A 23,160-nucleotide genomic window follows, 5' to 3' on the forward strand; every position below is an offset into this window, starting at 1 on the left:
ATCGCGATGCCTCACCGGAGCTTCGGGTCGAGTGCGTCGCGCAAGCCGTTGCCCAGCAGGACGAAGCCGAGCGCGGTGACGACGATGGCGAGGCTCGGGTACATCCACATGAAGTCCTTGACCCCCATGAAGTCCCGGCCGGCCGCGATCATGTTGCCCCACTCCGCGACCTCGGGCGGCACGCCGACGCCGAGGTAGGAGAGGGACGCCTCGGCCACGATGGCGATGCCGACATTGCTGGTCGCGTAGACCAGGACAGCGGTGAGCGAGTTGGGCAGGATGTGCCGCCGGATCGTGCGGAACTGACTCGCGCCCAGGGCGCGGGCGGCGTGCACGTAGTCCATCTCGCGCACCGAGAGGATCTGGCTGCGCAGCAGGCGGGCGAAGGTGGCCCAGGAGAAGATGCCCAGCGACAGGACGACGGGCAGGACCCCACGGCCCATCAGGAGGATGACGACGATGGCGCCGATCAGCAGCGGGAACGCGAAGAAGACGTCGGCGACACGCATGATCACCGAGTCGATGAGCCGGCCGAAGTAACCGGCCAGGGCACCCAGGACGATGCCGATCGTGCAGGCGACGAGGATGGACGCCATACCGACGATCATCGCGATCCGGCTGCCGTAGATGAGACGTGACAGCTGGTCCCGGCCGAGCGAGTCGGTGCCGAGGAGGTGGTCCCCTCCCGGGGCCTGAAGCGTGTTGGCGAGATCCTGCTTGAGCGGATCGAAGGGCGCCAGAAGCGGTGCGAAGACCGCGACGATCACCAGGACGACCAGGATGAAGAGGCCGAGGACCGCGAGCTTGTTGGCGAAGAAGCGGGCACGGATGTCTGACCACTGGCTCACCCGGACGACAGTCGGCTCTGCGCCCTGCTGCTCCGCGGTGGGACCGGCCGCCGCCGGCCCCTCCTTGCCCGTGACGAGTTCAGTCATGATGTAACTCCTATTTCGGACAACTCGGCCGGGTCAGGCGAGTCGAATGCGCGGGTCGAGGGCGGCGTACAGCAGATCCACGATCAGGTTCAGCACGACGAAGACCGCCACACTGATCGTCACCACACCGACGATGATGGGGTTGTTGTTCTGCTGGATCGCAGTGACCAGCGCGAGCCCGATGCCGTCCCAGTTGAAGATGGTCTCGGTGATGATCGCGCCACCCAGCAGCGCTCCGAAGGAGATACCCACGTACGTGATCACCGGGATCACGGAGTTGCGCAGGATGTGACGGAGAAGAACCACGGGACGGGAGAGCCCCTTGGCCACCGCGGTCTTGACGTAGTCCGCACCCATCACTTCGAGCATGGTGCTGCGCGCGATCTGCGCCACCAGAGCGGCGTCGATGATCGCGAGAGTGAAGGCGGGCAGGATCAGCGAGTTGAAGGTTCCGTCGGAGATGAGCGGGAACCAGCCCAGCTTGATGACGAAGACCCACTGCATGATCATGCCGAGGACGATCGAGGGTACGCCGATGGCCAGGGTCGTACTGAAGGTGACCGTGATATCCCAGACGGAGTATCTGCGCATGGCGGCGATCACGCCGGCCGCGATGCCGATGATCACGTCGAAGACGATCGCCACCACGGCCAGCTTCGCCGTGTTGAGGAGCTTCGGCGCCAGGATCTCGGTCACCGGCCGGCCCTGGGTGTAGTCCTGTCCCAGGTCGCCCTTGGCGAGCTTGCCGACGTACGACCCGTACTGGACGACCAGCGGCTTGTCCAGACCGTACTGCTTGTGGAGCTGCTCGATGACAGCGGGATCGCGCGCCTTGTCGCTGCCCGCGATCTGTCCGACCGGGTCACCCGGAAGTACGAACAGGCAGGCGAACAAGACCATGGTCGCGCCCAGAACGACTACGACCAACTGGCCCAGTCGACGGACCACATACCTTCCCATGACTAACCTCTCTACGTCACTGCCCATGGAGCAGTGCCCTCGCCCCGGATACGGGGGATGCGATGGGGGGCGGGACGGTGGATCGCACCGCTCCCGACGGCCGTCAGGGGTCGTGGTGCTGAGCGCTGCTCGGCACCACGACCCCCGATCGGTTACCGCTTCTCCGCGGCTGCCCGCTACTTCAGGCTGAGCTCGGCGAGGTTCGGGTCCTCATGGAAGTCCATCTTGACGTCCGCGAACTTCTTGGTGTTGACCAGGCGCAGCTGCGTACGGTTCCACAGCGGGATGAGCGCCACGTCGTCCATGGCGACCTTCTCGGCCTGCTTGTACAGCTCGTTGCGGGCCGGGAGGTCCTTGGTGGCACGAGCCTTGCTGAGCAGGTCGTCGAATTTCTTGTTGCTGTAACGGCCGCGGTTGTCACCGGTGACCTTGCCCGAGTCGTCCTTGTTGATGGACGAGGTGGACAGCAGCGGGAACAGGAAGTTGTCCGGGGTCGGGTAGTCCGCGCCCCACGCGAAGCGGTAGGCACCCGTGGCGCCCGGCTTCTGCTGGTCGGCGAGGAGCTCGGCGAAGGGCTTGCCCGACGCCTTCACCTTGACGCCGAGGACGTCCTCCAGCTGCTGGGCGACAGCCTGCACCCACTCCTCGTGACCGGCACCGGTGTTGTAGCCGATGTCGATGGTGGTGCCGGGCTTGAGGCCGGCCTCCTTCGCGAGGGCCTTGGCCTTCGCCTTGTCCTGCTTGACGCAGGAGGTGCAGAGGTCCTTGGTGTAGACGTCCTTGAAGACCGGCGGAAGGATCGTCGTGGACTTCGTCTGCATGCCCTGGAAGACACCGGCGATGATCGCGTCACGGTCGATCGCGTAGGAGACCGCCTCGCGGGCCTTCGCAGACTTCAGCGGACCGTTGTCCGTGATCGGCAGAAGGTAGTTCATGCCGTTGGTGTCGAGCTCCAGCCACTCACCCTGCGGCTCGTACTTGGCCTTGGCCGGCTTGAGCTGCGGGGTGGGCATACGCGCCCAGTCGAACTGGCCCGACTGGAAGCCCTGGTACTCCAGGTTCGCGCTGTTCGCCGCGTTGAGGATCGATATCTCGACCTTGTCGAGCTTCGCCTTCTTCAGACCGTAGTCGTCGTTGCGGACGAGCGTGATCTTCTTGTTGTGCTCCCACTTGCCGTCCATCTTGAACGGGCCGTTGCCGATGGGCGCGGCGTTGTACGCGGCGTTCTTGGCGTCACCGGCGACCTTCGGCACGGGGCTGAAGACGGTGTGGGTGGTCTTGGTGTCGAACTCGAAGTCCGGCGCGGACAGCTTCACCTGAAGCGTCGTGGCGTCCGGGGCGCTCAGGCCGGACATCTTGTCCGTCTTGCCCGACTGGACGTCCTCGAAGCCCGCGATGCCGGCCATGTGGTAGGCGACGTCGGAAGCGGCCTTCTTCTGCGCGACACGGTTCCAGCCGCGGACGAAGGACTCGGCGTCGACGGCCTCGCCGTTGCTGAACTTGGTGCCGGCCTTGATCTTGAACGTCCAGGTCTTGCCGTCCGCGCTGACCTGCTTGGACTCGGCGAGCACGGGGACGACCTGGCCGTCGGCGGTGGGCTCGTACAGACCCGAGAAGAGGTTGTCCGTGACCAGGATGCCCTCGGACTCCTGGGCGTTGTACGGGTCGATCGAGACGGGCTCGGTGATGCCCAGACGGAACGTGCCGCCGGCCTTGCCGGAGCCACCGTTGCCCTTGTCCTTGCTGGCGTCGTCGTCGCCACCACCGCAAGCCGTCGCAGCCAGGGCGATGATCGCCGCCGCCGCAACCCACTTGGCGCTCTTGGCACCGCGCATGGGTTTTCCTCCTCATGAGTCCACTTTTGACTACAAGAAGGGCACTGTGGCGATACACCGACACCCCTGACGGTGATCGTTTCAGTGCCCTGAGTGTGCTCGTGAGTCGGCGCACTCCCCACAGTGCGTGACCCATTGACCCGAGCTCAATGAACCCAACTATTGAGTACGGCGGGGCCGTAAACCACACCTAAAGGGTCTCGTTTTGACAACATCAATCGGCGCGTTGACCCGAAATGCGGACAAAGGGATACCACCCAGACACCACCGAAACGGACCGTTCACACACGTACCGGAGACCACTATCCGATAGGCGGACGTCCGACTATCGAACCCGGCTCCCCCTCTCAGCACTCTCCCGCCGCACGCGGGACGCCCCGCCGACCCATGCAAGCAGGTCGGCGGGGCGTCTGAACAGATGGCCCGTCAGCCGGTTCAGCAGTACTTCTTCTTCGCGACCGCCGCCAGGGAGCCCTTCGGGGGCTTCAGGCCGCACCGCACCCCGCCCTCGACGGCGCTCGTCCAGCTCTGCGCCTTGCCGTACCGACCGGTCTTGATCCACTTCGTACCGCGGTCACAGCGGTACTGGGTGTAATACCCGGACGCCTTCCGGGTTCCGGAGTAGAACACGTAGGTGTCGAACTTGGTCAGGTTGTAGGTGACCGACTCCGACTTCTTGTTCGTGACCTTCCCCTCGGCCGCGAGCTCCAGCCCGAGAGACCCCTCAAGGCTGGCGAGGACGACCTTGCCGCTGACCTTGGCGCCGGCCGTCGCCTTCACCGATGCCTTGACCTCGGTGACCTTCTCGGTCTTGTAGGTCCTCTTGCCCGGGGCCCCGGTGTAGTGCTCGACGATCCGCTTGTGCGTGACGACCCACGGCTTGGCCTTCGAGGACCAGGTCAGCTTGGTCCGTCCCGGGCTGCACATCGGGTCGTTGCCCGAGGTGCCCGCCATCGCCGGCGTCGAGAGCACAGCCGACACCGCCGCCCCCGCGAGCACAACGCCTACGATCTTCCGCATGTCAATCCTTCGCTTTCGCACATCGGAGTCGAGTTCCCCCCGCTTCCGGCGCCCCCCTGTCGGCGGCGCAGCTGTCACACTGGCGGAGCGAGAGCCGATATTCCAGCGATCTGAGGGAAGCTTGAGACTACTGTCGCGAAGTGAGTACATAGCGTAACCGGAGGCTCCGCCTCCACCAACGTTCCCATTAGCGTATTGGATCATTGACGAACCGGATTCGAGCGCGACGGGAGCGCACATGAGAAAGGCCGGGGTCCGCGACTTGTCGCGGACCCCGGCCCTCCCCGGGTCGTCAGCCGTGCTTGGCGCGGGACGCGGTGCGGCCGCGCTCCTTCTGGTCGAGGACGACCTTGCGGATGCGGACGGCCTCCGGGGTCACCTCCACGCACTCGTCGTCGCGGCAGAACTCCAGGGACTGCTCCAGGGAGAGCTTGCGCGGCGGGACGATCGCCTCGAACGAGTCGGCCGACGAGGACCGCATGTTCGTGAGCTTCTTCTCCTTGGTGATGTTCACGTCCATGTCGTCGGCGCGGGAGTTCTCTCCGACGATCATGCCCTCGTACACCTCGGTGCCGGGGTCGGTGAACAGCACGCCGCGCTCCTGGAGGTTGGTCATCGCGAAGGCGGTGACGGCACCGGCGCGGTCGGCGACCAGCGAACCGTTGTTACGGGTCGTCAGGGTGCCGAACCACGGCTCGTGGCCCTCGTGGATGGAGTGCGCGATACCCGTACCGCGGGTGTTGGTCAGGAACTCCGTACGGAAGCCGATGAGACCGCGGGAGGGCACGACGAACTCCATGCGGACCCAGCCGGAGCCGTGGTTCGACATGTTGTCCATACGGCCCTTGCGGACGCCCATGAGCTGTGTGACGGCGCCCATGTGCTCCTCGGGCACGTCGATCGTCATGCGCTCGACCGGCTCGTGGGTCTTGCCGTCGACGTCCTTGGTGACCACCTGCGGCTTGCCGATGGTCATCTCGAAGCCCTCGCGGCGCATCTGCTCGACCAGGATGGCCAGCGCCAGCTCACCGCGGCCCTGCACCTCCCAGGCGTCGGGGCGCTCGGTCTCCAGGACGCGCAGCGACACGTTACCGATCAGCTCGCGGTCCAGGCGGTCCTTGACCTGACGGGCGGTGACCTTGCGGTCCTTGACCGCGGCCTTGGCGTCCGCGCCCTTGCCGGTGCCGCCGCGGCCGACCAGCGGCGAGGTGTTGGTGCCGATGGTCATCGAGATCGCGGGCTCGTCGACCGTGATCAGCGGCAGCGCGACCGGGTTCTCCGGGTCGGCGAGCGTCTCACCGATCATGATCTCCGGGATACCGGCGACGGCGCAGATGTCACCGGGGCCGGCCACCTCGGCGGGCTTGCGGGTGAGCGCCTCGGTCATCATCAGCTCGGTGATGCGCACGTTCTGGATCGAGCCGTCGCGCTTGATCCAGGCCACCGTCTGACCCTTGCGCAGCTCGCCCTCCTCCACGCGCAGGAGCGCGATACGGCCGAGGAAGTTGTCGGCGTCGAGGTTGGTGACGTGGGCCTGGAGAGGCGCGTTCTCCTCGTACGTCGGGGCCGGGACGTGCTCCAGGATCGCGGAGAAGAAAGGCTCCAGGTTGGTGGAGTCCGCGGGGACCGTGCCGTCCTCCGGCTTGGTCAGCGAGGCGATGCCGTCACGGCCGCACGCGTAGACGATCGGGAACTCGATCTGCTCCTCGTCCGCGTCCAGGTCCAGGAAGAGGTCGTACGTCTCGTTGACGACCTCGTCGATGCGCGAGTCGGGGCGGTCCGTCTTGTTGATGCACAGGATGACGGGCAGGCGCTGCTGGAGCGCCTTGCGCAGCACGAAGCGGGTCTGCGGGAGCGGGCCCTCGGAGGCGTCCACGAGCAGGACCACCGCGTCGACCATCGACAGGCCGCGCTCGACCTCGCCGCCGAAGTCGGCGTGGCCCGGGGTGTCGATGATGTTGATCGTGATGACGTCGCCGCCATCCTTCGGGTGGTACTTGACGGCCGTGTTCTTGGCCAGGATCGTGATGCCCTTCTCACGCTCCAGGTCGTTCGAGTCCATCATGCGGTCGTCGAGCGATTCGGCGGCGTGCGCGGCGAACGAGCCGGCCTGCTTGAGCATGGCGTCGACGATGGTCGTCTTGCCGTGGTCGACGTGGGCGACGATGGCTACGTTACGGATGTCGTGGCGCGTGGGCATGTGTGGCTTGCGCTTCTCTCGGATCGGGGATTCAGGCGCCTGGGTCGGTCTTGAGTCCCCCTACGCCCGCCGGGCGGACGCGCCACGGCTACTCCCCATGGTACGGGCCCGCCGGGCGGGAGGCTTCCCGGCGGGTTCCCTACCGGTCGCAGAGCGGTCCGACCGCGCCTTTCGGGGCGGCGGCCGGACGCGCTCCTGCGCCGCGGTCCCTCTCGCCGGCCTGCCTACTTCTTCCGGGCGGCCGGGGCACCCGCCGCCTGCGGGGCCTTGTAGCCGATGTCCTGGTAGTGCGGGACGCCGAAGCCGAAGGCGCCGACGTTCACGAGGGTCCTCGCGGTGGCGACGAGCTGGGGGCGCTGGAAGAGGGGGATCGATCCCGCGGCGGCCCAGATACGGGCGTCGGCCTGGCGCATGAGGTTCTGGGACGCCTTCTCGTCCAGCTCCGAGACCGCCTGGTCGAAGAGCTGGTCGATGTGGTCCGTCCCGACGCGGGTGTAGTTCTGCTCGACGAGCAGCGAGCCGTCGGTCGCCGGGACCGGCTTGGCGTAGATCGGGCGGTCGTCGGTGGCCGGGTAGGCGGAGGCGGGCCAGGAGTACAGGGCCATGTCGTAGTCGCCGGAGGCCACGTGGTCGCGGAAGTAGCTGTCGTCCGAGACCTTGGTGATCACCGTGCGGATGCCGATCGTGTCGAGCATCGCGGCGATCTTCTCGCCCACGCTGCGCAGGCCGGCCGAGCCGGGCCCCGACGGCAGGACGAAGCGCAGGCTCAGCGGCTTGCCGTTCTTGCCGAGCGGGCCGCGGGCCGCGTCCGCGCCCTTGGCCGGGGCCGGGGTGCCGGCCGGGGCGTAGGCTCCGGCGGCTCCCCCGGGCTGCCGGTCCTGGGCCCGGACGTCCCGGGCGTCCTCCGAGATGCCCGTGGCGCCGAGCCGGCCGGCCTGGCGCAGCAGGGCGTCGCTCTGGGCCGCGGCGACGGGGGCGGGGGCGAGGACCCGGGTGGCGTCGCCGGGCTTGTCGTCGCCGACGATGTAGAGGCCGTCGGCGGCGGAGGGCTCGCCGGCGGCGCGGTCCGCCTTGCCGTCGTCGCCCTCGGACTCCTTCCCGGCGCTCCCCTTCTTCTCCTCGGCCTTCTTCTCCTCGGCCCCCGTGTCCGCGTCCTTCTTCTTCTCGCCCTCGCTGCCGGCCTTGGTGCCGTCGTTCCGAGAGAGGGCGCCCTCGCGCGTCCAGCCGGCGTCGGCCAGCAGCGCCTGGGCCTTCTCGGTGTCCTGCTTGCCGAGCGCCTCGCTGCCGTCCTTGTACGCGGGCTGCCCGGCGACGGCCAGGTGGCTGCCGAGCGGCTGCGCGGGCAGGCCGAGCGGCTTCAGTACGGTGTCGGCGAGCTCCTGGCGGTCCAGGGCGCGGGCGACGGCCCGGCGCACCCGGTCGTCGGCGAGCGGCCCGGTCTCGCCGTTCAGCGCGAGCTGGGTGTAGGCGGGTTCCAGCGCCTTGCGGACCGTGAAGGCGCGCAGCCCGCTCTGTTCGGCGGCGTACGCCTCGGCCGCCTTCGCCTTGTCGTCCCGGACCTCCTGCTCCTCCTCGGCCGCCTCCTCGTCGGTCCCGTGCGCCACCGCCCAGGAGCGCAGGGCCTGGGCCGGGGTGAGAGCGGCACCGGGGCCGTGGGCGCCGGACGCGCCGGCGGCTCCCTCGCGGGCGGCCTGGGCGATGCGGTGGGCGGTGCCGGAGTCGACGTCGGCCACGTCGACCGTGCCCTCGGCCAGGGCGTCGGTGCGGTCCTCGGGCTTGACGGCCTTGAAGACGAGCGTGTCCAGCTTGGCGGGGCTGCCCCACCAGCGGGGGTTGCGGGTCAGCGTCACGGACCCGGTCTTCCTGTCGACCTCGCGCAGCCGGAACGGCCCGGCCGTCTCCTTGACCGTGGTGCGCGCGCCGTCGTTGAAAGCGTCCGGGGAGCCCGTCACCTGCTTCGGGTACAGCGGGGAGAACAGGGAGCGCCAGTCCGCGTACGGCTTGGCGAAGGTGACCTTGACCTCCAGGTCGTCGGAGCCGCGCTCGATCTTCTCGATGCGCTCGTAGCCGGCGTTGCGGGCGGTCCAGAACGCGGAGTCCTTGCCGCTCAGCGCCCGCCACTGGGCGACGAAGTCCGGGGCCCCGATCTCGCGGCCGTCGCTCCAGACCGCCTGCTGGTTGAGGCGGTAGACGACGACCTGGCGGGGCTCGGTCCCGGTGACCTTCGCGGATTCCAGGTAGTCCGGGTTGAGCTGCGGCCGGCCCTTGTCGTCGAGCGGGAAGAGGGTCGGGAGCAGGGCTCCGGTGATCCGGGTGGTGGCGCTGTCGGCGTCCGCCTGGAAGGCGTTGAGGGTGGCGGGCAGGGCGTCGATCGCCCAGGTGACCTTGCCGCCGTCGGCGATCTGGGCCCGAGCGGCGCGCGCCACGTCCTGCGGTACGGCGGCGACGGCCGCCGTCTCGTCCCCCTCCGAGCTGCACCCGGCCAGGGCGGGGAGGGTGAGGACGCCTGCGGTGAGGAGGGCGGGCAGGCGCTTGCGCTTTCGGGCCGTCCCGCGCGGGACGCCGACGTGGGACATGGCTGATACCTCCGGGGACGGCCCGGCCCGCACCGGAATGGGCCGGATTGCGTGTGGTTTGGTGGCATTTGCAGTTGATCACACTGATTCCGCCCCACTACTGAAAACGCCCTCGCGCGGGAAGACGGCGCCGACACGGCGCGGTGCCCCGAAAGCTCACCCACGTGGCGGAGCGCCGCGGCCCGGCGGGCCGCGGCGCTCCTTGTCGTCGTCGGGTGCGGCCGGTCAGCCCAGCAGCTTGACGATCTCGTCGGTCGTACCGGTCTCGCCGAGGCGCGGGAAGATCCGCCGCACGCTGTTGTCGTGGGCCTCGCCGCTCATGTCGGTCATGGCGTCCGTGGCGAGGGTGACGTGGTAGCCGTGCTCGTGCGCCGAGCGGGCGGTGGACTCGACGCCGATGCTGGTCGCGATGCCGGCCACGACGACCTGGGTGACGCCCCGACGGCGCAGCTGGAGGTCGAGGTCGGTGCCGTAGAAGGCCCCCCACTGCTGCTTGGTGACGACGATGTCCCCCTCGCGCGGGCCCATCTCGGGCACGATCTCCGCCCAGTCGGCAGCGGGCTTCCCGGACCGGGCCGGGCCCTCGTTGCGGCCGGGGGCGCCACCGGTGACGCGGACGAGGACGACCGGGAGGTCCTTGGCACGGAAGGCGTCGGCCAGGGTCGCGGCGTTCGCGATGACACCGGCGGAGGGGTGGGCGGTGGGCAGGGCGGTGATGCCCTTCTGGAGGTCGACGACGATCAGCGCGGTGTTCGGGTCGAGGACGGTGGCGGTCATGGTGGTGCTCTCCTTGTGGGGCGGTGCTTGGGGTACCGGGGCTTCAGGTGCGGAGCGCCGGCCCCCGGTGCGAGCGGTCAGGAGCCGACCAGGCGCTCGATGAGGGCGACGGCCTCGGCGACCGTGCGCCGCTCGTGCCCGTCGAGTTCGGCGGCGACGGTCTCGGCGAGCCAGTTCCGCTTGGCGGCCCTGACCTCGGCGAGGGTGGCGCGCCCGGCGTCCGTGATCGACATGACGGACTTGCGTCCGTCGGCCGGGTCCGGCGCCCGCTCGACCAGCCCCTGCGCCTCCAGCGAGCCGAGGGTCAGCCGCATGGACTGGGGGCGCACGAACTCGGCGCGGGCCAGGTCCGCGGTGGTCGCGGCGCCTCCGTCGTCGAGCCGGGCGAGCACCGAGCGCTGGGTCGGGGTCAGCAGCGACTCCGACGAGGTGGAGCGCAGCCGCCGGAGCAGCCTGCCGACCACGGAGGCCAGCTGGTTCGCCACCTCGTCGGCCGAGGGGTCCGGGGCCGCCCCGGATGCTTGCGTCATACATGCACCGTACGAGAACGACAGGCCACCTTGCAAGGCAGCCTGTTGTTCTCCGGCGGACACCGGGTGCCGGGGCGGCCACCTCGGCGCAGCACCTCGTGTCGCGGCCCCCCTGAGCGGGACATAGCCTCACAAACGTGACGCCGCCCGTGAGCCGAACCCGGATCCTCATACCGGGCCGGGCCCTGCTCGCCGTGCTGCTGACGGTGTGCTGGCTGGCCCTGGCCCCCGCGCCGGCCGCCCGCGCCGACGACCCGGTCACGCTGTCCCGCGACGGACAGATCACCGACAAGGTGGGCGCCCTCGGCGACCGCAGGCCCCAGGTGGTCGCGGCCCTCGACCGGCTCTACGACGAACACCGCCTCCAGCTGTTCGTGGTGTACGTACGCGACTTCTCCGGACGCTCCCCGCAGGACTGGGCCGACGCGACGGCCGACCGTAACGGACTCGGGCGCGACGACCTCCTCCTGGCCGTCGCCACCCACGCCCGGCAGTACGCCTACTCCGTCGACCAGGACTCCCCTCTCACCGACGCACAGCTCCGGGACGTGGCGAACACCGCGATCGAGCCGGCGCTCAAGGAGAACGACTGGGCGGGTGCCGCGATCGGCGCCGCCGACGGTTACACCGCCGTCCTGGGCGGCGAGCCGGTTCCCGCCCCGGCGATCACCCCGGGCCCCTCCGACCCCGGGTCCGGCTCGGGCGGCACGAGCACCGGCGACCTGCTGCTGCCGATCGTCCTGCTCTGCGCGGTCGCCGCCGTCGCCGCCTACGCCTTCCTGCGGCGCAAGCGGCGCGCCACCACCCGTACGACACCCGGCGCGACGGGCTGGGGCGGGGGCGGAGCCGCGCCGCCGCCCACCCCGCTGCCGGAACTCGACGCGAAGGCCAAGGAGACGCTGGTCGCCACCGACGACGCGGTCCGCACCAGCGAGGAGGAACTCGGCTTCGCCACCGCCCAGTTCGGGGAGGAGGCCGCCGCGCCGTTCGCCGAGGCCGTGACGTACGCCAAGGGCGAGCTGACCGCCGCGTTCCGGCTGCGCCAGCAGCTCGACGACGCCTTCCCGGAGGACGACGTGACCCGGCGGCGGATGCTGGACGAGATCATCGGCCGCTGCGCGGACGCGGACGGCCGGCTCGACGCGGTCTCCGAGGACTTCGACCGGCTGCGCGAGCTGGAACGCGAGGCGCCGCAGGCCCTGGCCGCCGCCGAGACCGCGTTCCACGAGCTGACCGGCCGCGTCCCGGCCGCCGAGTCCGCTCTCGCCTCGATGCGCGAGCGGTACGCGGAGCAGGCGTCGGCCCCCGTCGCCGGTGACGCCGAACAGGCCAAGGACCGGCTGGTCTTCGCCACCTCCTCGCTCAACCGGGCCCGGCAGGCGGTGGACGGCGGTGACCACGCGGCGGCGGCCGTCTACGTACGGGCCGCCGAGGGCGCGATCGGCCAGGCGGGCACCCTTGTCGACGGCGTGGAACGGCGCGCCCGGGAACTCGACGAGGCGGCGGACCGGCTGCCGGCCGCGCTCACCGAGACGGAGACGGACCTCGCGGACGCGGGCGGGCTGCTCGAAGGCACCGCGCAGGGGGCGTCCACCGCGGACCTGCGCGGCCGGATCGCCCGTGCCAGGGCGGTGGCCGACGACGTGCGCGAGGAGCGGGACGCCGGGCGCTACGACCCGATCGACGCGCTGCGCCGGGTGGAGGAGGCGGACGCGGCCCTCGACGAGGCCCTTGCCGGCGCGCGCGAGCGGGAACAGGGTGACGCCCGGGCCCGCTCGCTGCTCGACGGGGCGATGCTCACCGCGCGCTCGTCCGTCTCCGCCGCGGCCGACTTCGTCACCACGAACCGGGGCGCGGTGGGCAGCCCGGCCCGGACCCGGCTGGCGGAGGCCCAGCGCCGCCTGGAGCAGGCCGCCGCACTGGCGGGCACCGGCGACGCGCAGGCCGCGCTGGCCGAGGCGCACCGGGCGGACGCGCTGGCCGGCGAGGCGCGCGCGCTGGCCGAGCAGGACGTACGCGGGTACGGCTACGGCGGGCGCGGCGGCCCCGGTGGCATGGCGGGCGGAGGCGGCGGGGGCATGGGCGGCGCGGTCCTCGGCGGCATCATCCTCGGCGGCCTGCTGGGCGGGAGCGGCGGCCGGGGCGGCTTCGGGGGCGGAGGCGGCGGGTTCGGGGGCGGCGGGTTCGGCGGGGGCGGCGGGCCCGGCAGCTTCGGCGGCGGGGGCACGCGGGGCCGCCGCGGCGGTGGCGGCCGGTTCTGACATACCCAGCCGTTTCTGACATACCCGGCCGGTTCCGACGTACCCAGCCGGTTCCGACGCATCGCCCGACGAGCAGCACAACCGGACACAGGAGAGGTGCCATGAGCAAGCAGACCATTCTCGGACGCGTCACCCAGCTGGCGAAGGCCAACATCAACGCCCTGCTCGACCAGGCCGAGGACCCGCAGAAGATGCTGGACCAGCTCATCCGCGACTACACGGCCAACATCTCGGAGGCCGAGCAGGCGGTGGCCGCCACCATCGGCAATCTGCGCCTGATGGAGCAGGACCACGTGGAGGACGTGGAGGCGGCGCGCGAGTGGGGCGGCAAGGCGCTCGCCGCCAGCCGCAAGGCCGACGAGCTGCGGGCGGGCGGATCGGGTCCGGAGGCGGACAAGTTCGACAACCTGGCCAAGGTCGCGCTCGGCCGCCAGCTCCAGTCGGAGAAGGAGGCCAGGACCGCCGAGCCGACGATCGCCGCGCAGACCGAGGTGGTCGACAAGCTCAGGACGGGCCTGGACCAGATGAAGGCCAAGCTGTCGGAGCTGAAGGCCAAGCGGGACGAGCTGGTGGCGCGGGCCACGTCGGCGCAGGCGCAGAACCGGATGATGGACGCGGTGAAGAACATCGACGTCCTGGACCCGACCAGCGAGCTGAGCCGGTTCGAGGACAAGGTGCGGCGCGAGGAGGCGCGGGCCCTGGGCAAGCAGGAGCTGGCCGCCTCCTCGCTGGACGCGCAGTTCGAGCAGCTGGACGCGCTGGGCGACAGTGCCGAGGTGGAGGCCCGGCTCGCCGCCCTGAAGACGACCAAGTAGGCCCCGGCCGCCCGGCCCGCTCCCGCCTCCCAGCTCGCTCCCGCCGGGCTCAGAACATGCTGAGCAGTTCCTCCACCGAGCGCTCGGCGGCCGGCCGGCCGTCGGGCAGCGCCAGCTCGAACCAGACGGTCTTGCCGCGCGGCGTCCGCCTCGCCCCCCAGGCCGCGCTGAGCAGCCCGACCAGCTGGAGGCCGCGGCCGCCCTCGTCCGTGTCCCGGGCGCGCCGGCGCCGCGGCTGGACGAGACCGGCGTCCCAGACCTCGCAGACCAGGGTGCGGTCGCGCAGCAGCCGGAGCCGGATCTCGCCCTCGCCGTAGCGCAGGGCGTTGGTGACCAGCTCGCTGACCAGGAGTTCGGTGGTGTCGACCAGGTCGTCCAGGCCCCAGGCGGTCAGCTGGTCGCGGGCCAGTTCGCGGGCGCGGCCGACCGAGCGGGGTTCGCGGGGCAGCCGCCAGTCGCCGACGGCCTCCGTGGGCAGCCCCTGGATACGGGCCATCAGGAGCGCGATGTCGTCCTCGCCGTGCCGGGTGTGCAGCGAGCCGAGGACCCGGTCGCAGACGTCCTCCAGCGGGCGGTCCGGTTCGACGAGGGCGCCGCGGAGCGCCGCCAGGCCCTCGTCCAGCGGATGGTCGCGCGATTCGACGAGCCCGTCGGTGTAGAGGGCGAGGAGGGCGCCCTCCTTCAGCTCGACCTCGACCTCCTCGAAGGGTTCGCCGCCGACGCCGAGCGGCATGCCCGGCGGCACGTCGAGGAGGAGCGCGGCCTCGCCCGGCTCGACCACGACGGGCGGCAGATGGCCGGCGTTGGCGAAGGTGCAGCGCCGGGTGACCGGGTCGTAGACCGCGTAGACGCAGGTCGCGAGATACACCTCGGAGAGGTCCGCCTCGCGGGACTTGTGCGCGGCGCGGGCGGGCCATTGCGCTCCCCCGCCGCCGGACGCGGAGGCCGCGCCGGGGGTGCCGAGCCCGCGGGCGACCTCGTCGAGCGCGGAGAGCACCTCGGCGGGTTCCAGGTCGAGCAGGGCCAGCGTGCGCACGGCGGTGCGCAGTTCGCCCATGGCCACGGCGGCGCGCAGGCCGCGTCCCATCACGTCGCCGACGACGAGGGCGGTGCGGTGGCCGGGCAGCTCGATCACGTCGAACCAGTCGCCGCCGACCTCGTTGGCGGTGTTGCCCGGGAGGTAGCGACACGCGATGTCGAGCCCGGCGGCCTCCGGGTCGCCGGGGGGCAGCAGGCTGCGCTGGAGGATCAGGGCGCGTTCGTGCTCGCGGCGGTAGAGGCGGGCGTTGTCGATGCAGACGGCGGCTCGGGCGGCCAGCTCGGTGGCCAGCGCCCGGTCCCGGTCGTCGAACGGCTCGCTGCCCTTCGTACGGGAGAAGCGGACGAGGCCCACCACGGTGTCGTGGGCGACCATCGGCACGGCCAGCGTGGACTGCACGAAGCCCCGGTCGTCGCCCGGCACGTCCTCGACGCGGCCGGTGCGCAGGGCGACGGCGCTGGGCGACCCGAAGGGGTAGCGGTGGACGGCGCCGAGTTCGGGGGGTGCGGCGGTCCCGCCCGGGGGGCCGGAGTCGGAGGCGCCGGGGGCGGGGTGGGGCAGGGCGTCGGACACGGCGCTGGCGAAGGCGACGCGGCGCAGTTCGGCGGAGCCGCCGACCGCTTCCCGGGGCAGCGCGCTCCAGCTGCCGGGCGCCGCCTCCTCCCCGGTGAGCAGGGCCTGGTAGAGGTCGACGGAGGCCAGGTCGCAGAAGACCGGGACGGCCACGTCGAGGAGTTCGCGGGCGGTGGTCTCCAGGTCCAGGGAGTTGCCGATGCGGGCACTGGCCTCGTTGAGCAGGGCGAGGTTCCGGCGGGCGCTGGCCGCCTCGCGGGCGGCGGTGTGGCGCCGCGTCACGTCGGTGGCCAGTCCGGCGATGCCGATGGGGCGGCCCGATCCGCTGTGCACCCGGTAGAGGTTCATGGACCAGTGGCGGCGCTCGGTGTCGCCGGGGGCCGTGCCGACGAGCTGGAGGTCGGTGACGGAGCCGCCCGTCTCCAGGACCCGTTCGAGGGTGGCGGTCAGGCGGTCGGCCTCGGCGCCGGTGAGGTAGTCGTCGACGGTGCGGCCGCGGTGGTCGTCGGCCCGGCCGCCGAAGACGGTCGCGAAGCGCTCATTGGCACGGACGACGGTGAGGTCGGTGCCGAACAGGACGAAACCGAAGGGAGATTGGCCGAATATCGCCTGCGAGGCGGCGAGGTCCGTCTCGATGCGGCGCAGGGCGCGGACGTCCACGACGATGCAGACCGCGGCGCGTTCGCCGGTGGCCGTCTCACTGGGCATCACATAGATCTCGGCGAGCCCGTGGGTGCCTTCCTCGCCGGGCATCCGGAAGGGGACGAGCCCCGTCCACTCCTTGCCGTCGAGCACCTCGCCGACCCTGCGGTGGCCCTCGCGGCGGACCTCGCCCGGCAGGAACGCCTCGACCGGGTCCTTGCCCACGGCCTCGTGCGCGGCCACGCCGAAGAGACCGGCGGCCCGGCGGCTCCACTGCTCGATCAGCCCGTCGGGCCCGATCGAGAAGGAGGCGACTCTGATGTAGTCGTAGATCGAGCCGGGCGGACTGCTCTGCCACACGACGTCGCCCGCTGTCCCAGGTATTTCGCTCACGCGACCGTCCCCTCCAGCTCACACACCGGACCGGTCATGCCCGCAGTATTCAGCACTACGGCCCCGTCCGGCACGGCGTTCACGATCACAGCACGGTCTCAGTCCCTTTCAGCCAGGTTCTTTCCCGACCTCCGGTGATCGCTGTGCGTCCCACTTCACTCCTAACCAGGCAGAGCCAGCTCGAACCACACCGTCTTGCCGCTCTTTCCCCGTCTGGTCCCCCAGCGGCGGGCCGCGCAGGCGACGAGCTGGAGTCCTCTGCCGCTCTCGTCCTCGGGTCCCGCCGTGCGTTCGGTGGGCGCATCCGGAACCGGATCGGAGACCTCCACCAGCAGTCCGGGGCGGGCGGAGGAGTGGTCGCCGTCGGGGCGGGGGCGCAGCAGCCGCACTCCGATGGGGCCCGGTGTGTAGCGCATGGAGTTGGTGACCAGCTCGCTGACCAGCAGAACGGCCTCGTCGCCGACGGCCGAGTCGAGCCCCCAGTCGCGCAACGCGTCGTGGACGGCGTGCCGGGCGGTGCGCACGGCACCGGGGACAGCCGGGAAGCTCCACTCGGCGCGGTCGCCTTCGGTATCGGTCACGCCGATCACTCCCAAGAGCCGGCAAGGCTGACGTCCTGCGTACGGGGACCAAAAAGCACATACCCGATATTCAGGTCAAAATACCGCCGTGCTCGGCACGCGGGGCGTACGGGTGTACGGCCGCGCGTACGTACGGGTGCCCGGGAAGCGGGGGCGCACACACCCGGCACCGCGCGCCGCACCACGATCACTCCGACCCGAGAGGGTGCGCCTCACCCCGGCCTGGCCGCCCGTCAGACGAGGTCGCCCGCGTCCTTGAGGTCGTCGAAGAGCTGCTGGTCGACGGGCGGCACCCGGTCCCGGTCGGCGTACGAGAACCACGCCACGTCCTCGATCTCGCTGCTGGCCTTCAGCTCGCCGGTGAACTCGGCGGTGTAGCAGGCCATCCGGACGACCGCGCCGTCCGGGAGGCCGGGCCCACCGGCCTCGTAGGTCCCGGCGTGCGCGACGGTCTCCGGGTCGATGCGGACCGTCAGCTCCTCCCGGATCTCGCGCACAAGGGTTTCGAGGTCGCTCTCGGCGCCCTCCCGCTTGCCGCCCGGGATGTAGAAGACGTCCTTGCCGCGCGGGCGCGCGCACAGGATGCGGCCGCCCTCGATGCGCACCCAGGCCACCGTGTCGATCAGCACCGGCTCCGGCCCGCCCTCCAGTTCACCGATCGCCTCGGCCAGCCACTTCTTCTCCTCGGTGCCGGTGGCGCGGGCGATGCGCAGCATGCCCTGCCGGAAGAGACTCGGCGCCCGCTCGGCCCGCACCGGTTCGCCGTCCCGGTAGAAGAAGCTCGCCGGGACGTCGAGGAACGCCTGCCTGCGGCGCAGCACGGCCGCCTGCCCGGCGCGGTCCGGGAGGTGGTGGAGGAACGCGAGCAGCGTGAAGAAGCGCTGCCCGTCGGTGATTTCGGCCTCCTTGGGGTGCCCGAGCCGGGCGTTGAGCTCGTCGCGCCCCGCCTCGGTGAGGGACAGGACCCGGCGGGGCGCGGCCCCCGTGCCGGGCTCGGTGCGCTGTTCCACGAGGCCCGCCTTCACCAGCCGGGAAATGGCCGGATAGAGCGCCCCGTCGCTGACCGGGCGGATGTGGCCGCTGAGGGCCTGGATGCGGGCCTTCAACTCGTATCCGTGCAGGGGCTCCTCGTGGAGGAATCCCAGAATCGACAATTCCAGCACGCGCCGAAGCTCCTTACCGCGTCCGTCGTCTGCTTGCCCGCTCGCCGCCCGCATGTTATCTCTTTCCGCTGTACCTCGAATCGAGGTACAGCGGAAAGAGGGGGTGTTCATGGAGGCGGCCGAACACCGGCGCACGCTGGTGGCACTCGCGTATCCGGTCTACTTCGAGCTGCTGGCGGGGGTCACGGCCGGGATCATCAACATGGTCTGGGTGGCCCGGCTCGGCGGGGCGGCGGTCGCCGCGGTGGCCGCCGCCACCAACGTCGAGAACCTGCTGCTCGGGGTGGTACTGGTGGCCGGCTCGGGTACGACGGTGCTCGTCGCGCGGGCCGGGGGCGCGGGCGATCCGGCGGCGCTGCGCTCGGCGGTACGCGGCGGCTGGGCGCTGTGGGCCGTGGTCACCCCCGTGGTCGCCGTCGGCGGCTACCTCTGCCGCGCCCCGCTGGCGCGGCTCGTCCTCGGGACCGGCGAGGGCGGCGCAGCGGCCCTGGCCACCGGCTACTTCGCCATCGCACTGCCGGGCATCGCGGTGTTCTTCGCGGCCAACGTCGTCGACGGCATCCTGAAGGGCACGGGCGACACCCGCACCCCGATGAGGCTCGCGGTCCTCGCGAACGGGCTGATCCTGGGTCTGGACCCGCTGCTCATCCTGGGGTTCGGGCTCGGGGTGCGCGGCGCGGCGATCGCCACGGTGCTGGGCCGGGCGGCCGCGCTCGCCTGCGGTCTCGTGGCGCTGCGCCGCAACGGCGTGCTGCGGCGGGCGGCGTCGGCGGAGCCCGGCCGCGGCCTGGGCGCCGACGCGCGCCGGACCGCCGCCACCGGCCTGCCCATGTCGGCCGATTTCGTGGCACGGATGACGGGGGCGCTCGCGCTCGTCGCGGTCGTCGCACGCATCGGGGTGGACGAGGTCGCCGCGTACGGGATCGCGACGAAGGCGATGTACGTCGCGACGATGGCCTTCTACGCGGTGCGCCAGGCCGCCGCCATCCGCACCGCCCATCTGCTCGGCACCGGACACGACGCGCGGCCGGCCATCGGACGGCAGGCCCTGCTGGTGGCGGCGGCGCTCGGGCTCACCGCCACGTCCGCGCTCCTCACCGCCGCGCCCTGGATCATGCGGGCGTTCGGCAGCGAGGGAGCGGTGGCGGGGGCCGGGGCGCTCTATCTGCGCTGCGTGGGCCCGTATCTGCTGCTCCTGGCCTGCTTCATCGCGCTGGGCGGCGTCTTCGAGGGCAGCGGCGCAAGCCCGGCCCTCGCCCGCATCACCGCCTGCGGGGTCCTCGTGCAACTCGCGCTGGCGTACGCCCTGTCCGGGTGGGGCCTGCCGGGCGTCTGCCTGGCCATGGGGCTCTCGATGGCACTGCAGTGCGCCGCCGTCGCCGTCCTGTACCGGCGCACGGCGCACCCGGGACGGGCCCCCGCCCCTATGCCCGACGCCCCCTCGACGCAGACCGGCGCCGGTGGCGCACCGGCGCATTAGCCCCGTGCGCCGCTCCCGCTACGGGCGGGCGGTCTGCTCGATGCGCTCCACCCAGTACAGCTGCTTGTGCCCCCGGTCCTGCAGCTTGTCGGCGGCCCGCTGGGCCTCGCCCTGCGTGGCGTACCTGCCCACGCGGTAGCGGTTGCCGTTGTCGTCCTGCCGTATCACCAGCCAGGAAAGCGCGGCACCGCTGTCGCTGCTCATCGCGTTTCTCCCGAGCATCGCGCCCCTCCCCTGAACGACGTGCACGCTTCTAAGGAACTCCAGGAAACCCCAGTCCGCATATGCCTGAGCCTACGCCTGACCTTCACGCAACGGATGCGGATTTACACAAAGAGGTACCGATCCGGCCAGGAACGGACCAACGCCCTGGGGGCGCATTCATCCGAATGCGCCCCCAGGGCGTGGCAAGGGTTCCGCCGGCACCGCGCTTCTCGGACGGGCGCCCGGCCCGTCGCGGTCACCTCACCGGCAGCCGGTAGCCGACCCGGTAGCGGTCGGCGGGCACCACCACGTCGGCGGTCTCGACGGGCCGCCCCGAGGCGCAGAAGGTCCGCTCGATCACCATGACCACGTGGCCCGGCACCCCTCCGAGCGCCAGGAGCTCCTCCGCCAGCCCCGGGCGCGCGCCGACCTGCTCGGCCACGTTGTCCACGACCACGTCGATCGCGGCCATCCGCTCGACCACCCCGCAGCCGCCCAGCGGGCCCTCCTCCGGCAGCATCACCGGCGTGCGCCCCGTGATCGCGAGGGGCTCCCAGGAGGTGGAGAGCATCACCGGCTCCCCCGCCTCCCGGAACACGTAGTGCGTACGCATCACGCGGTCGCCCGGTTCGATCCCGAGCCGGGCGGCGATCTCCTCGCTCGCGTCCTCCTGCTCGCTGCGCGACTCCCAGGTGCCGCGCGCGCCGTCCGCCGCCTGCTCCTGGCGAAACGGTCCGGCACCCGCCTCGGGCCGGAAGCCGGAGCGCTCGATCATGCGGGGGACCGGCCGCTCGCGCACATACGTACCGGAGCCGGAGCGGCCCTCGACCAGGCCCTCGGCCATGAGGACCTTGCGCGCCTCCAGCGCGACGGTGTCCGAGACCCCGTACTCCTCGCGGATGCGCGCCTGCGAGGGCAGGCGCGTATGCGGCGGCAGCAAACCGTTGACGATCTTCTCTCTCAGATCGCTCGCCACGCGCAGATAGGCGGGCTGCTCACCGAAAGCCACAGGCCACTCCCCAAGAGGTTGACGGACTGCGACAGCGTCGCAACCGTGGGTTCCGTATCGCAAGCGCAGGCCACAGTTTCACTCGAAGTGATGACATTGGGCGGGCCTGCGCATAGTCCGCCCGAGGTCGGCCGGAACACCTTTGAACCGCCTTTGCCAAAGTCTTGACCGCGTTTGGTACAGACCAATAACTTCTGGCCTCATGCGTCGAAGAACCCTGTCTTCACTCGCCATCGCCGCCTGCGCCCTCCCGCTCGCGGCCTCCTTCTCCCCGGCCGCCAACGCCTCGGCCGGATACGGCAATCACAGCGGCGGCCACGGCCACCACGGCTCCACGCCCGAGTACAAGCGCGTCGGCTACTTCACCCAATGGGGCGTCTACGGGCGCGACTTCCAGGTCAAGGACCTGGAGACGAGCGGCACCGCGGCCAGACTCACGCACGTCAACTACTCGTTCGGCAACGTGAGCGCGGACGGCAAGTGCTTCACGGGCAATGTGCCCGGCGAGGCCGACGCCTGGGCGGACTACGTCCGTCCGCTCGACGCGGCCGGTTCCGTGGACGGGGTCGCCGACACCGACGACCAGGCGCTCGCGGGCAACTTCAACCAGCTGCGGGAGCTCAAGGCCGAGCACCCGGGCCTCAAGGTGATGATCTCGCTCGGCGGCTGGAGCTGGTCCACCCACTTCTCCGACGCGGCCCGCACCGCCGCGTCCCGCAAGGCGCTCGTCGCCTCCTGCATCGACCTGTACATCAAGGGCAACCTGCCGGTGGACGGGACGCGCGGCGGCAAGGGCGCGGCGGCCGGCCTCTTCGACGGCATCGACATCGACTGGGAATGGCCGGGTTCCGCCGGTGACACCGACACGGTGTACCGCCCGGAGGACAAGCGGAACTTCACCGCCCTGGTCCACGAGTTCCGCACCCAGCTCGACGCGTACGCGAAGAGCGCGGCCAAGGGCCGGCACCACGGCGCGAAGCCCAAGCACTACGACCTCTCGGCGTTCGTCCCGGCGTCCCCCGAGAAGATCGACGCGGGCTTCGACGTGCCGCGCATCATGCGGGACTTCGACTTCGTGAACCTCCAGGGCTACGACTTCCACGTCTCCGGCGAGGCGAGGACCGCCCAGCAGTCCGCGCTGTACGCGAAGAACGACTACAGCGTCGACCGGACCGTGCGGGACTGGCTGAAGCGGGGTGCCCCGGCGCGCAAGCTGGTGATGGGCATGCCCTTCTACGGCCAGGGCTGGACCGGCGTGACCGGCGGCGGCGACGGTCTGGGACAGCCGGCGGCGGGCCCCGCCCCGGCGACCTGGGCGGCCGGTTACGAGGACTACAAGGCCCTGAGGAAGCTGGCCGATTCCGGTGCGTACAAGGTGCACCGCAACACCCGCGACGGCAGCGCGTGGCTGTTCGACGGCACCACGCTGTGGACGTACGACGACCCCCAGGTGCTGCGCACCAAGGCCGCGTACATCCGCGACCACCGGCTGGGCGGCGCGATGTTCTGGTCGCTGGACGGCGACACCGAGAACGGCGAGCTGATCACGGCCGTCGACCGGGGGCTCTCCCACCGGTAGGAACACCCCGAGGGGCGGCTGCGCACCGGCGGCCGCCCCTCGGTCGTGCGTACGGTCACCAGTCGACGGTCTCCGTCCGGATCGACTGGATGTAGCCCGAGCCCCACGGGTTGGTGGCGACGGACGCCTGGCCGGCCGGGGCCCAGTCGCCGAGGACGATCCGCTGCGGAAGGCGCGGGTCCAGGGCGTTGAGCACCGCGTGGACGCGGTGGTGGCCGGTGCCGCCCGTGCACAGGCTGGAGATCGTGCTGCCGGCGCCGCCCCCGTAGGAGAGGGTGCAGCCGGTCGGCGCCGCCTGGGCGGAGGGTGCCGCCGTCAGCATCGCGCCGACCGCGGTCATGGCAAGGGCCGCGGTACCTATCACACTGCGCTTCCCGAACATGTGACTCCTTGGGTCCAGTGGGTGGGTCCAGCGCTGAGGAGCTCGCGACAAGAGCGTTGCCCAGATTTGGTCCAGTCCAATCGCGGCAGCTGCGGCTCCGGAAACCCCGCACAGGGAAACCCCTCGGCATTCACCCGGTGCCTGGCGGCCCCGCCGGCCGGCTCCCCACACTCGTGCGTCGGCACCGCCCTCACCACCCCACGGGA

Annotated in this window: 18 protein-coding genes and 1 pseudogene; 4 read left to right on the forward strand and 15 right to left on the reverse strand. The window is 71.2% G+C overall.

Annotation, left to right across the window (positions count from 1 at the left end; translation table 11 throughout):
- Window positions 1-11: 11 nt before the first annotated feature.
- From BLW14_RS10695 to BLW14_RS10730, 8 genes are all read right to left on the reverse strand, one after another.
- Window positions 12-935 (reverse strand): ABC transporter permease, encoded by a 924-nt coding sequence (locus BLW14_RS10695; protein WP_093706581.1) that lies wholly within the window; start codon window positions 933-935, stop codon window positions 12-14.
- A gap of 33 nt (window positions 936-968) precedes the next feature.
- Window positions 969-1,883: an ABC transporter permease gene (locus BLW14_RS10700; protein ID WP_256332735.1), complete on the reverse strand. Its 915-nt coding sequence runs from the start codon at window positions 1,881-1,883 to the stop codon at window positions 969-971.
- A 188-nt stretch (window positions 1,884-2,071) separates the two neighbouring features.
- On the reverse strand, window positions 2,072-3,730 hold the full coding sequence (locus BLW14_RS10705) for a peptide ABC transporter substrate-binding protein (RefSeq protein ID WP_093706585.1): 1,659 nt from the start codon (window positions 3,728-3,730) through the stop codon (window positions 2,072-2,074).
- 435 nt (window positions 3,731-4,165) lie between these two features.
- Window positions 4,166-4,750 (reverse strand): hypothetical protein, encoded by a 585-nt coding sequence (locus BLW14_RS10710; protein WP_093706587.1) that lies wholly within the window; start codon window positions 4,748-4,750, stop codon window positions 4,166-4,168.
- A gap of 292 nt (window positions 4,751-5,042) precedes the next feature.
- Window positions 5,043-6,950, reverse strand: coding sequence for a translational GTPase TypA (typA, locus tag BLW14_RS10715; protein WP_093706589.1), 1,908 nt, complete (start codon window positions 6,948-6,950; stop codon window positions 5,043-5,045).
- Window positions 6,951-7,174: 224 nt separating this feature from the next.
- Entirely contained in the window at window positions 7,175-9,526 is a 2,352-nt protein-coding gene (locus BLW14_RS10720) for an ABC transporter family substrate-binding protein (protein ID WP_093706591.1), read from the reverse strand.
- A gap of 225 nt (window positions 9,527-9,751) precedes the next feature.
- Entirely contained in the window at window positions 9,752-10,303 is a 552-nt protein-coding gene (locus tag BLW14_RS10725) for an isochorismatase family protein (RefSeq protein ID WP_093706593.1), read from the reverse strand.
- Between the two features lie 77 nt (window positions 10,304-10,380).
- The gene (locus tag BLW14_RS10730) at window positions 10,381-10,833 is read right to left on the reverse strand and encodes a MarR family winged helix-turn-helix transcriptional regulator (RefSeq protein ID WP_093706595.1); all 453 of its coding nucleotides are present in this window, start codon (window positions 10,831-10,833) and stop codon (window positions 10,381-10,383) included.
- A 149-nt stretch (window positions 10,834-10,982) separates the two neighbouring features.
- Here BLW14_RS10730 and BLW14_RS10735 point away from each other — a divergent pair, with 149 nt between their 5' ends.
- Together BLW14_RS10735 and BLW14_RS10740 are read left to right on the forward strand one after the other, a co-directional pair.
- Window positions 10,983-13,094 (forward strand): TPM domain-containing protein, encoded by a 2,112-nt coding sequence (locus tag BLW14_RS10735; RefSeq protein WP_093706597.1) that lies wholly within the window; start codon window positions 10,983-10,985, stop codon window positions 13,092-13,094.
- 101 nt (window positions 13,095-13,195) lie between these two features.
- Window positions 13,196-13,909 (forward strand): PspA/IM30 family protein, encoded by a 714-nt coding sequence (locus BLW14_RS10740; RefSeq protein ID WP_093706599.1) that lies wholly within the window; start codon window positions 13,196-13,198, stop codon window positions 13,907-13,909.
- 49 nt (window positions 13,910-13,958) lie between these two features.
- On the opposite strand, the gene BLW14_RS10745 is transcribed toward BLW14_RS10740, so the two are convergent.
- The 4 genes and pseudogenes from BLW14_RS10745 to BLW14_RS35725 form a co-directional block, all read right to left on the reverse strand.
- Window positions 13,959-16,523: a SpoIIE family protein phosphatase gene (locus BLW14_RS10745; protein WP_093706601.1), complete on the reverse strand. Its 2,565-nt coding sequence runs from the start codon at window positions 16,521-16,523 to the stop codon at window positions 13,959-13,961.
- 194 nt (window positions 16,524-16,717) lie between these two features.
- Window positions 16,718-17,146: an ATP-binding protein gene (locus BLW14_RS10750; protein WP_093706603.1), complete on the reverse strand. Its 429-nt coding sequence runs from the start codon at window positions 17,144-17,146 to the stop codon at window positions 16,718-16,720.
- 224 nt (window positions 17,147-17,370) lie between these two features.
- Window positions 17,371-17,766, reverse strand: a complete 396-nt coding sequence (locus tag BLW14_RS35090; RefSeq protein ID WP_256332996.1) for an NUDIX hydrolase — start codon at window positions 17,764-17,766, stop codon at window positions 17,371-17,373.
- Window positions 17,767-17,778: 12 nt separating this feature from the next.
- Window positions 17,779-18,300, reverse strand: a pseudogene (locus BLW14_RS35725) (PadR family transcriptional regulator); the annotation flags it as partial.
- Window positions 18,301-18,409: 109 nt separating this feature from the next.
- Between BLW14_RS35725 and BLW14_RS10760 the strand changes: the two are divergent.
- Entirely contained in the window at window positions 18,410-19,780 is a 1,371-nt protein-coding gene (locus BLW14_RS10760; protein WP_093710693.1) for an MATE family efflux transporter, read from the forward strand.
- 18 nt (window positions 19,781-19,798) lie between these two features.
- Here the strand turns inward: BLW14_RS10760 and BLW14_RS10765 are convergent, their stop codons facing one another.
- Window positions 19,799-19,984 carry an SPOR domain-containing protein gene (locus tag BLW14_RS10765; RefSeq protein WP_093706607.1) on the reverse strand — a complete coding sequence of 62 codons (186 nt, stop codon included), beginning with the start codon at window positions 19,982-19,984 and terminating at the stop codon, window positions 19,799-19,801.
- Between the two features lie 256 nt (window positions 19,985-20,240).
- Window positions 20,241-20,993 carry a GntR family transcriptional regulator gene (locus BLW14_RS10770; RefSeq protein WP_093706609.1) on the reverse strand — a complete coding sequence of 251 codons (753 nt, stop codon included), beginning with the start codon at window positions 20,991-20,993 and terminating at the stop codon, window positions 20,241-20,243.
- A 202-nt stretch (window positions 20,994-21,195) separates the two neighbouring features.
- On the opposite strand from BLW14_RS10770, the gene BLW14_RS10775 reads away from it, so the two are divergent.
- Window positions 21,196-22,572, forward strand: a complete 1,377-nt coding sequence (locus tag BLW14_RS10775; protein WP_093706611.1) for a glycoside hydrolase family 18 protein — start codon at window positions 21,196-21,198, stop codon at window positions 22,570-22,572.
- 55 nt (window positions 22,573-22,627) lie between these two features.
- Here BLW14_RS10775 and BLW14_RS10780 read toward each other — a convergent pair whose 3' ends face one another.
- The gene (locus tag BLW14_RS10780) at window positions 22,628-22,954 is read right to left on the reverse strand and encodes a hypothetical protein (RefSeq protein ID WP_093706613.1); all 327 of its coding nucleotides are present in this window, start codon (window positions 22,952-22,954) and stop codon (window positions 22,628-22,630) included.
- Between the last annotated feature and the right edge of the window lie 206 nt (window positions 22,955-23,160).

The organism is Streptomyces sp. 2131.1 (genome assembly GCF_900105515.1).
Lineage (GTDB): Bacteria > Actinomycetota > Actinomycetes > Streptomycetales > Streptomycetaceae > Streptomyces > Streptomyces drozdowiczii.

Bases quoted from the DNA above. Each gene is read 5' to 3' on its own strand.
- BLW14_RS10695 (WP_093706581.1), bottom strand. From the start codon at position 935: ATGACTGAACTCGTCACGGGCAAGGAGGGGCCGGCGGCGGCCGGTCCC.
- BLW14_RS10705 (WP_093706585.1), bottom strand. From the start codon at position 3,730: ATGCGCGGTGCCAAGAGCGCCAAGTGGGTTGCGGCGGCGGCGATCATC.
- BLW14_RS10710 (WP_093706587.1), bottom strand. From the start codon at position 4,750: ATGCGGAAGATCGTAGGCGTTGTGCTCGCGGGGGCGGCGGTGTCGGCT.
- typA (WP_093706589.1), bottom strand. From the start codon at position 6,950: ATGCCCACGCGCCACGACATCCGTAACGTAGCCATCGTCGCCCACGTC.
- BLW14_RS10720 (WP_093706591.1), bottom strand. From the start codon at position 9,526: ATGTCCCACGTCGGCGTCCCGCGCGGGACGGCCCGAAAGCGCAAGCGC.
- BLW14_RS10725 (WP_093706593.1), bottom strand. From the start codon at position 10,303: ATGACCGCCACCGTCCTCGACCCGAACACCGCGCTGATCGTCGTCGAC.
- BLW14_RS10730 (WP_093706595.1), bottom strand. From the start codon at position 10,833: ATGACGCAAGCATCCGGGGCGGCCCCGGACCCCTCGGCCGACGAGGTG.
- BLW14_RS10740 (WP_093706599.1), top strand. From the start codon at position 13,196: ATGAGCAAGCAGACCATTCTCGGACGCGTCACCCAGCTGGCGAAGGCC.
- BLW14_RS10760 (WP_093710693.1), top strand. From the start codon at position 18,410: ATGGAGGCGGCCGAACACCGGCGCACGCTGGTGGCACTCGCGTATCCG.
- BLW14_RS10765 (WP_093706607.1), bottom strand. From the start codon at position 19,984: ATGAGCAGCGACAGCGGTGCCGCGCTTTCCTGGCTGGTGATACGGCAG.
- BLW14_RS10775 (WP_093706611.1), top strand. From the start codon at position 21,196: ATGCGTCGAAGAACCCTGTCTTCACTCGCCATCGCCGCCTGCGCCCTC.
- BLW14_RS10780 (WP_093706613.1), bottom strand. From the start codon at position 22,954: ATGTTCGGGAAGCGCAGTGTGATAGGTACCGCGGCCCTTGCCATGACC.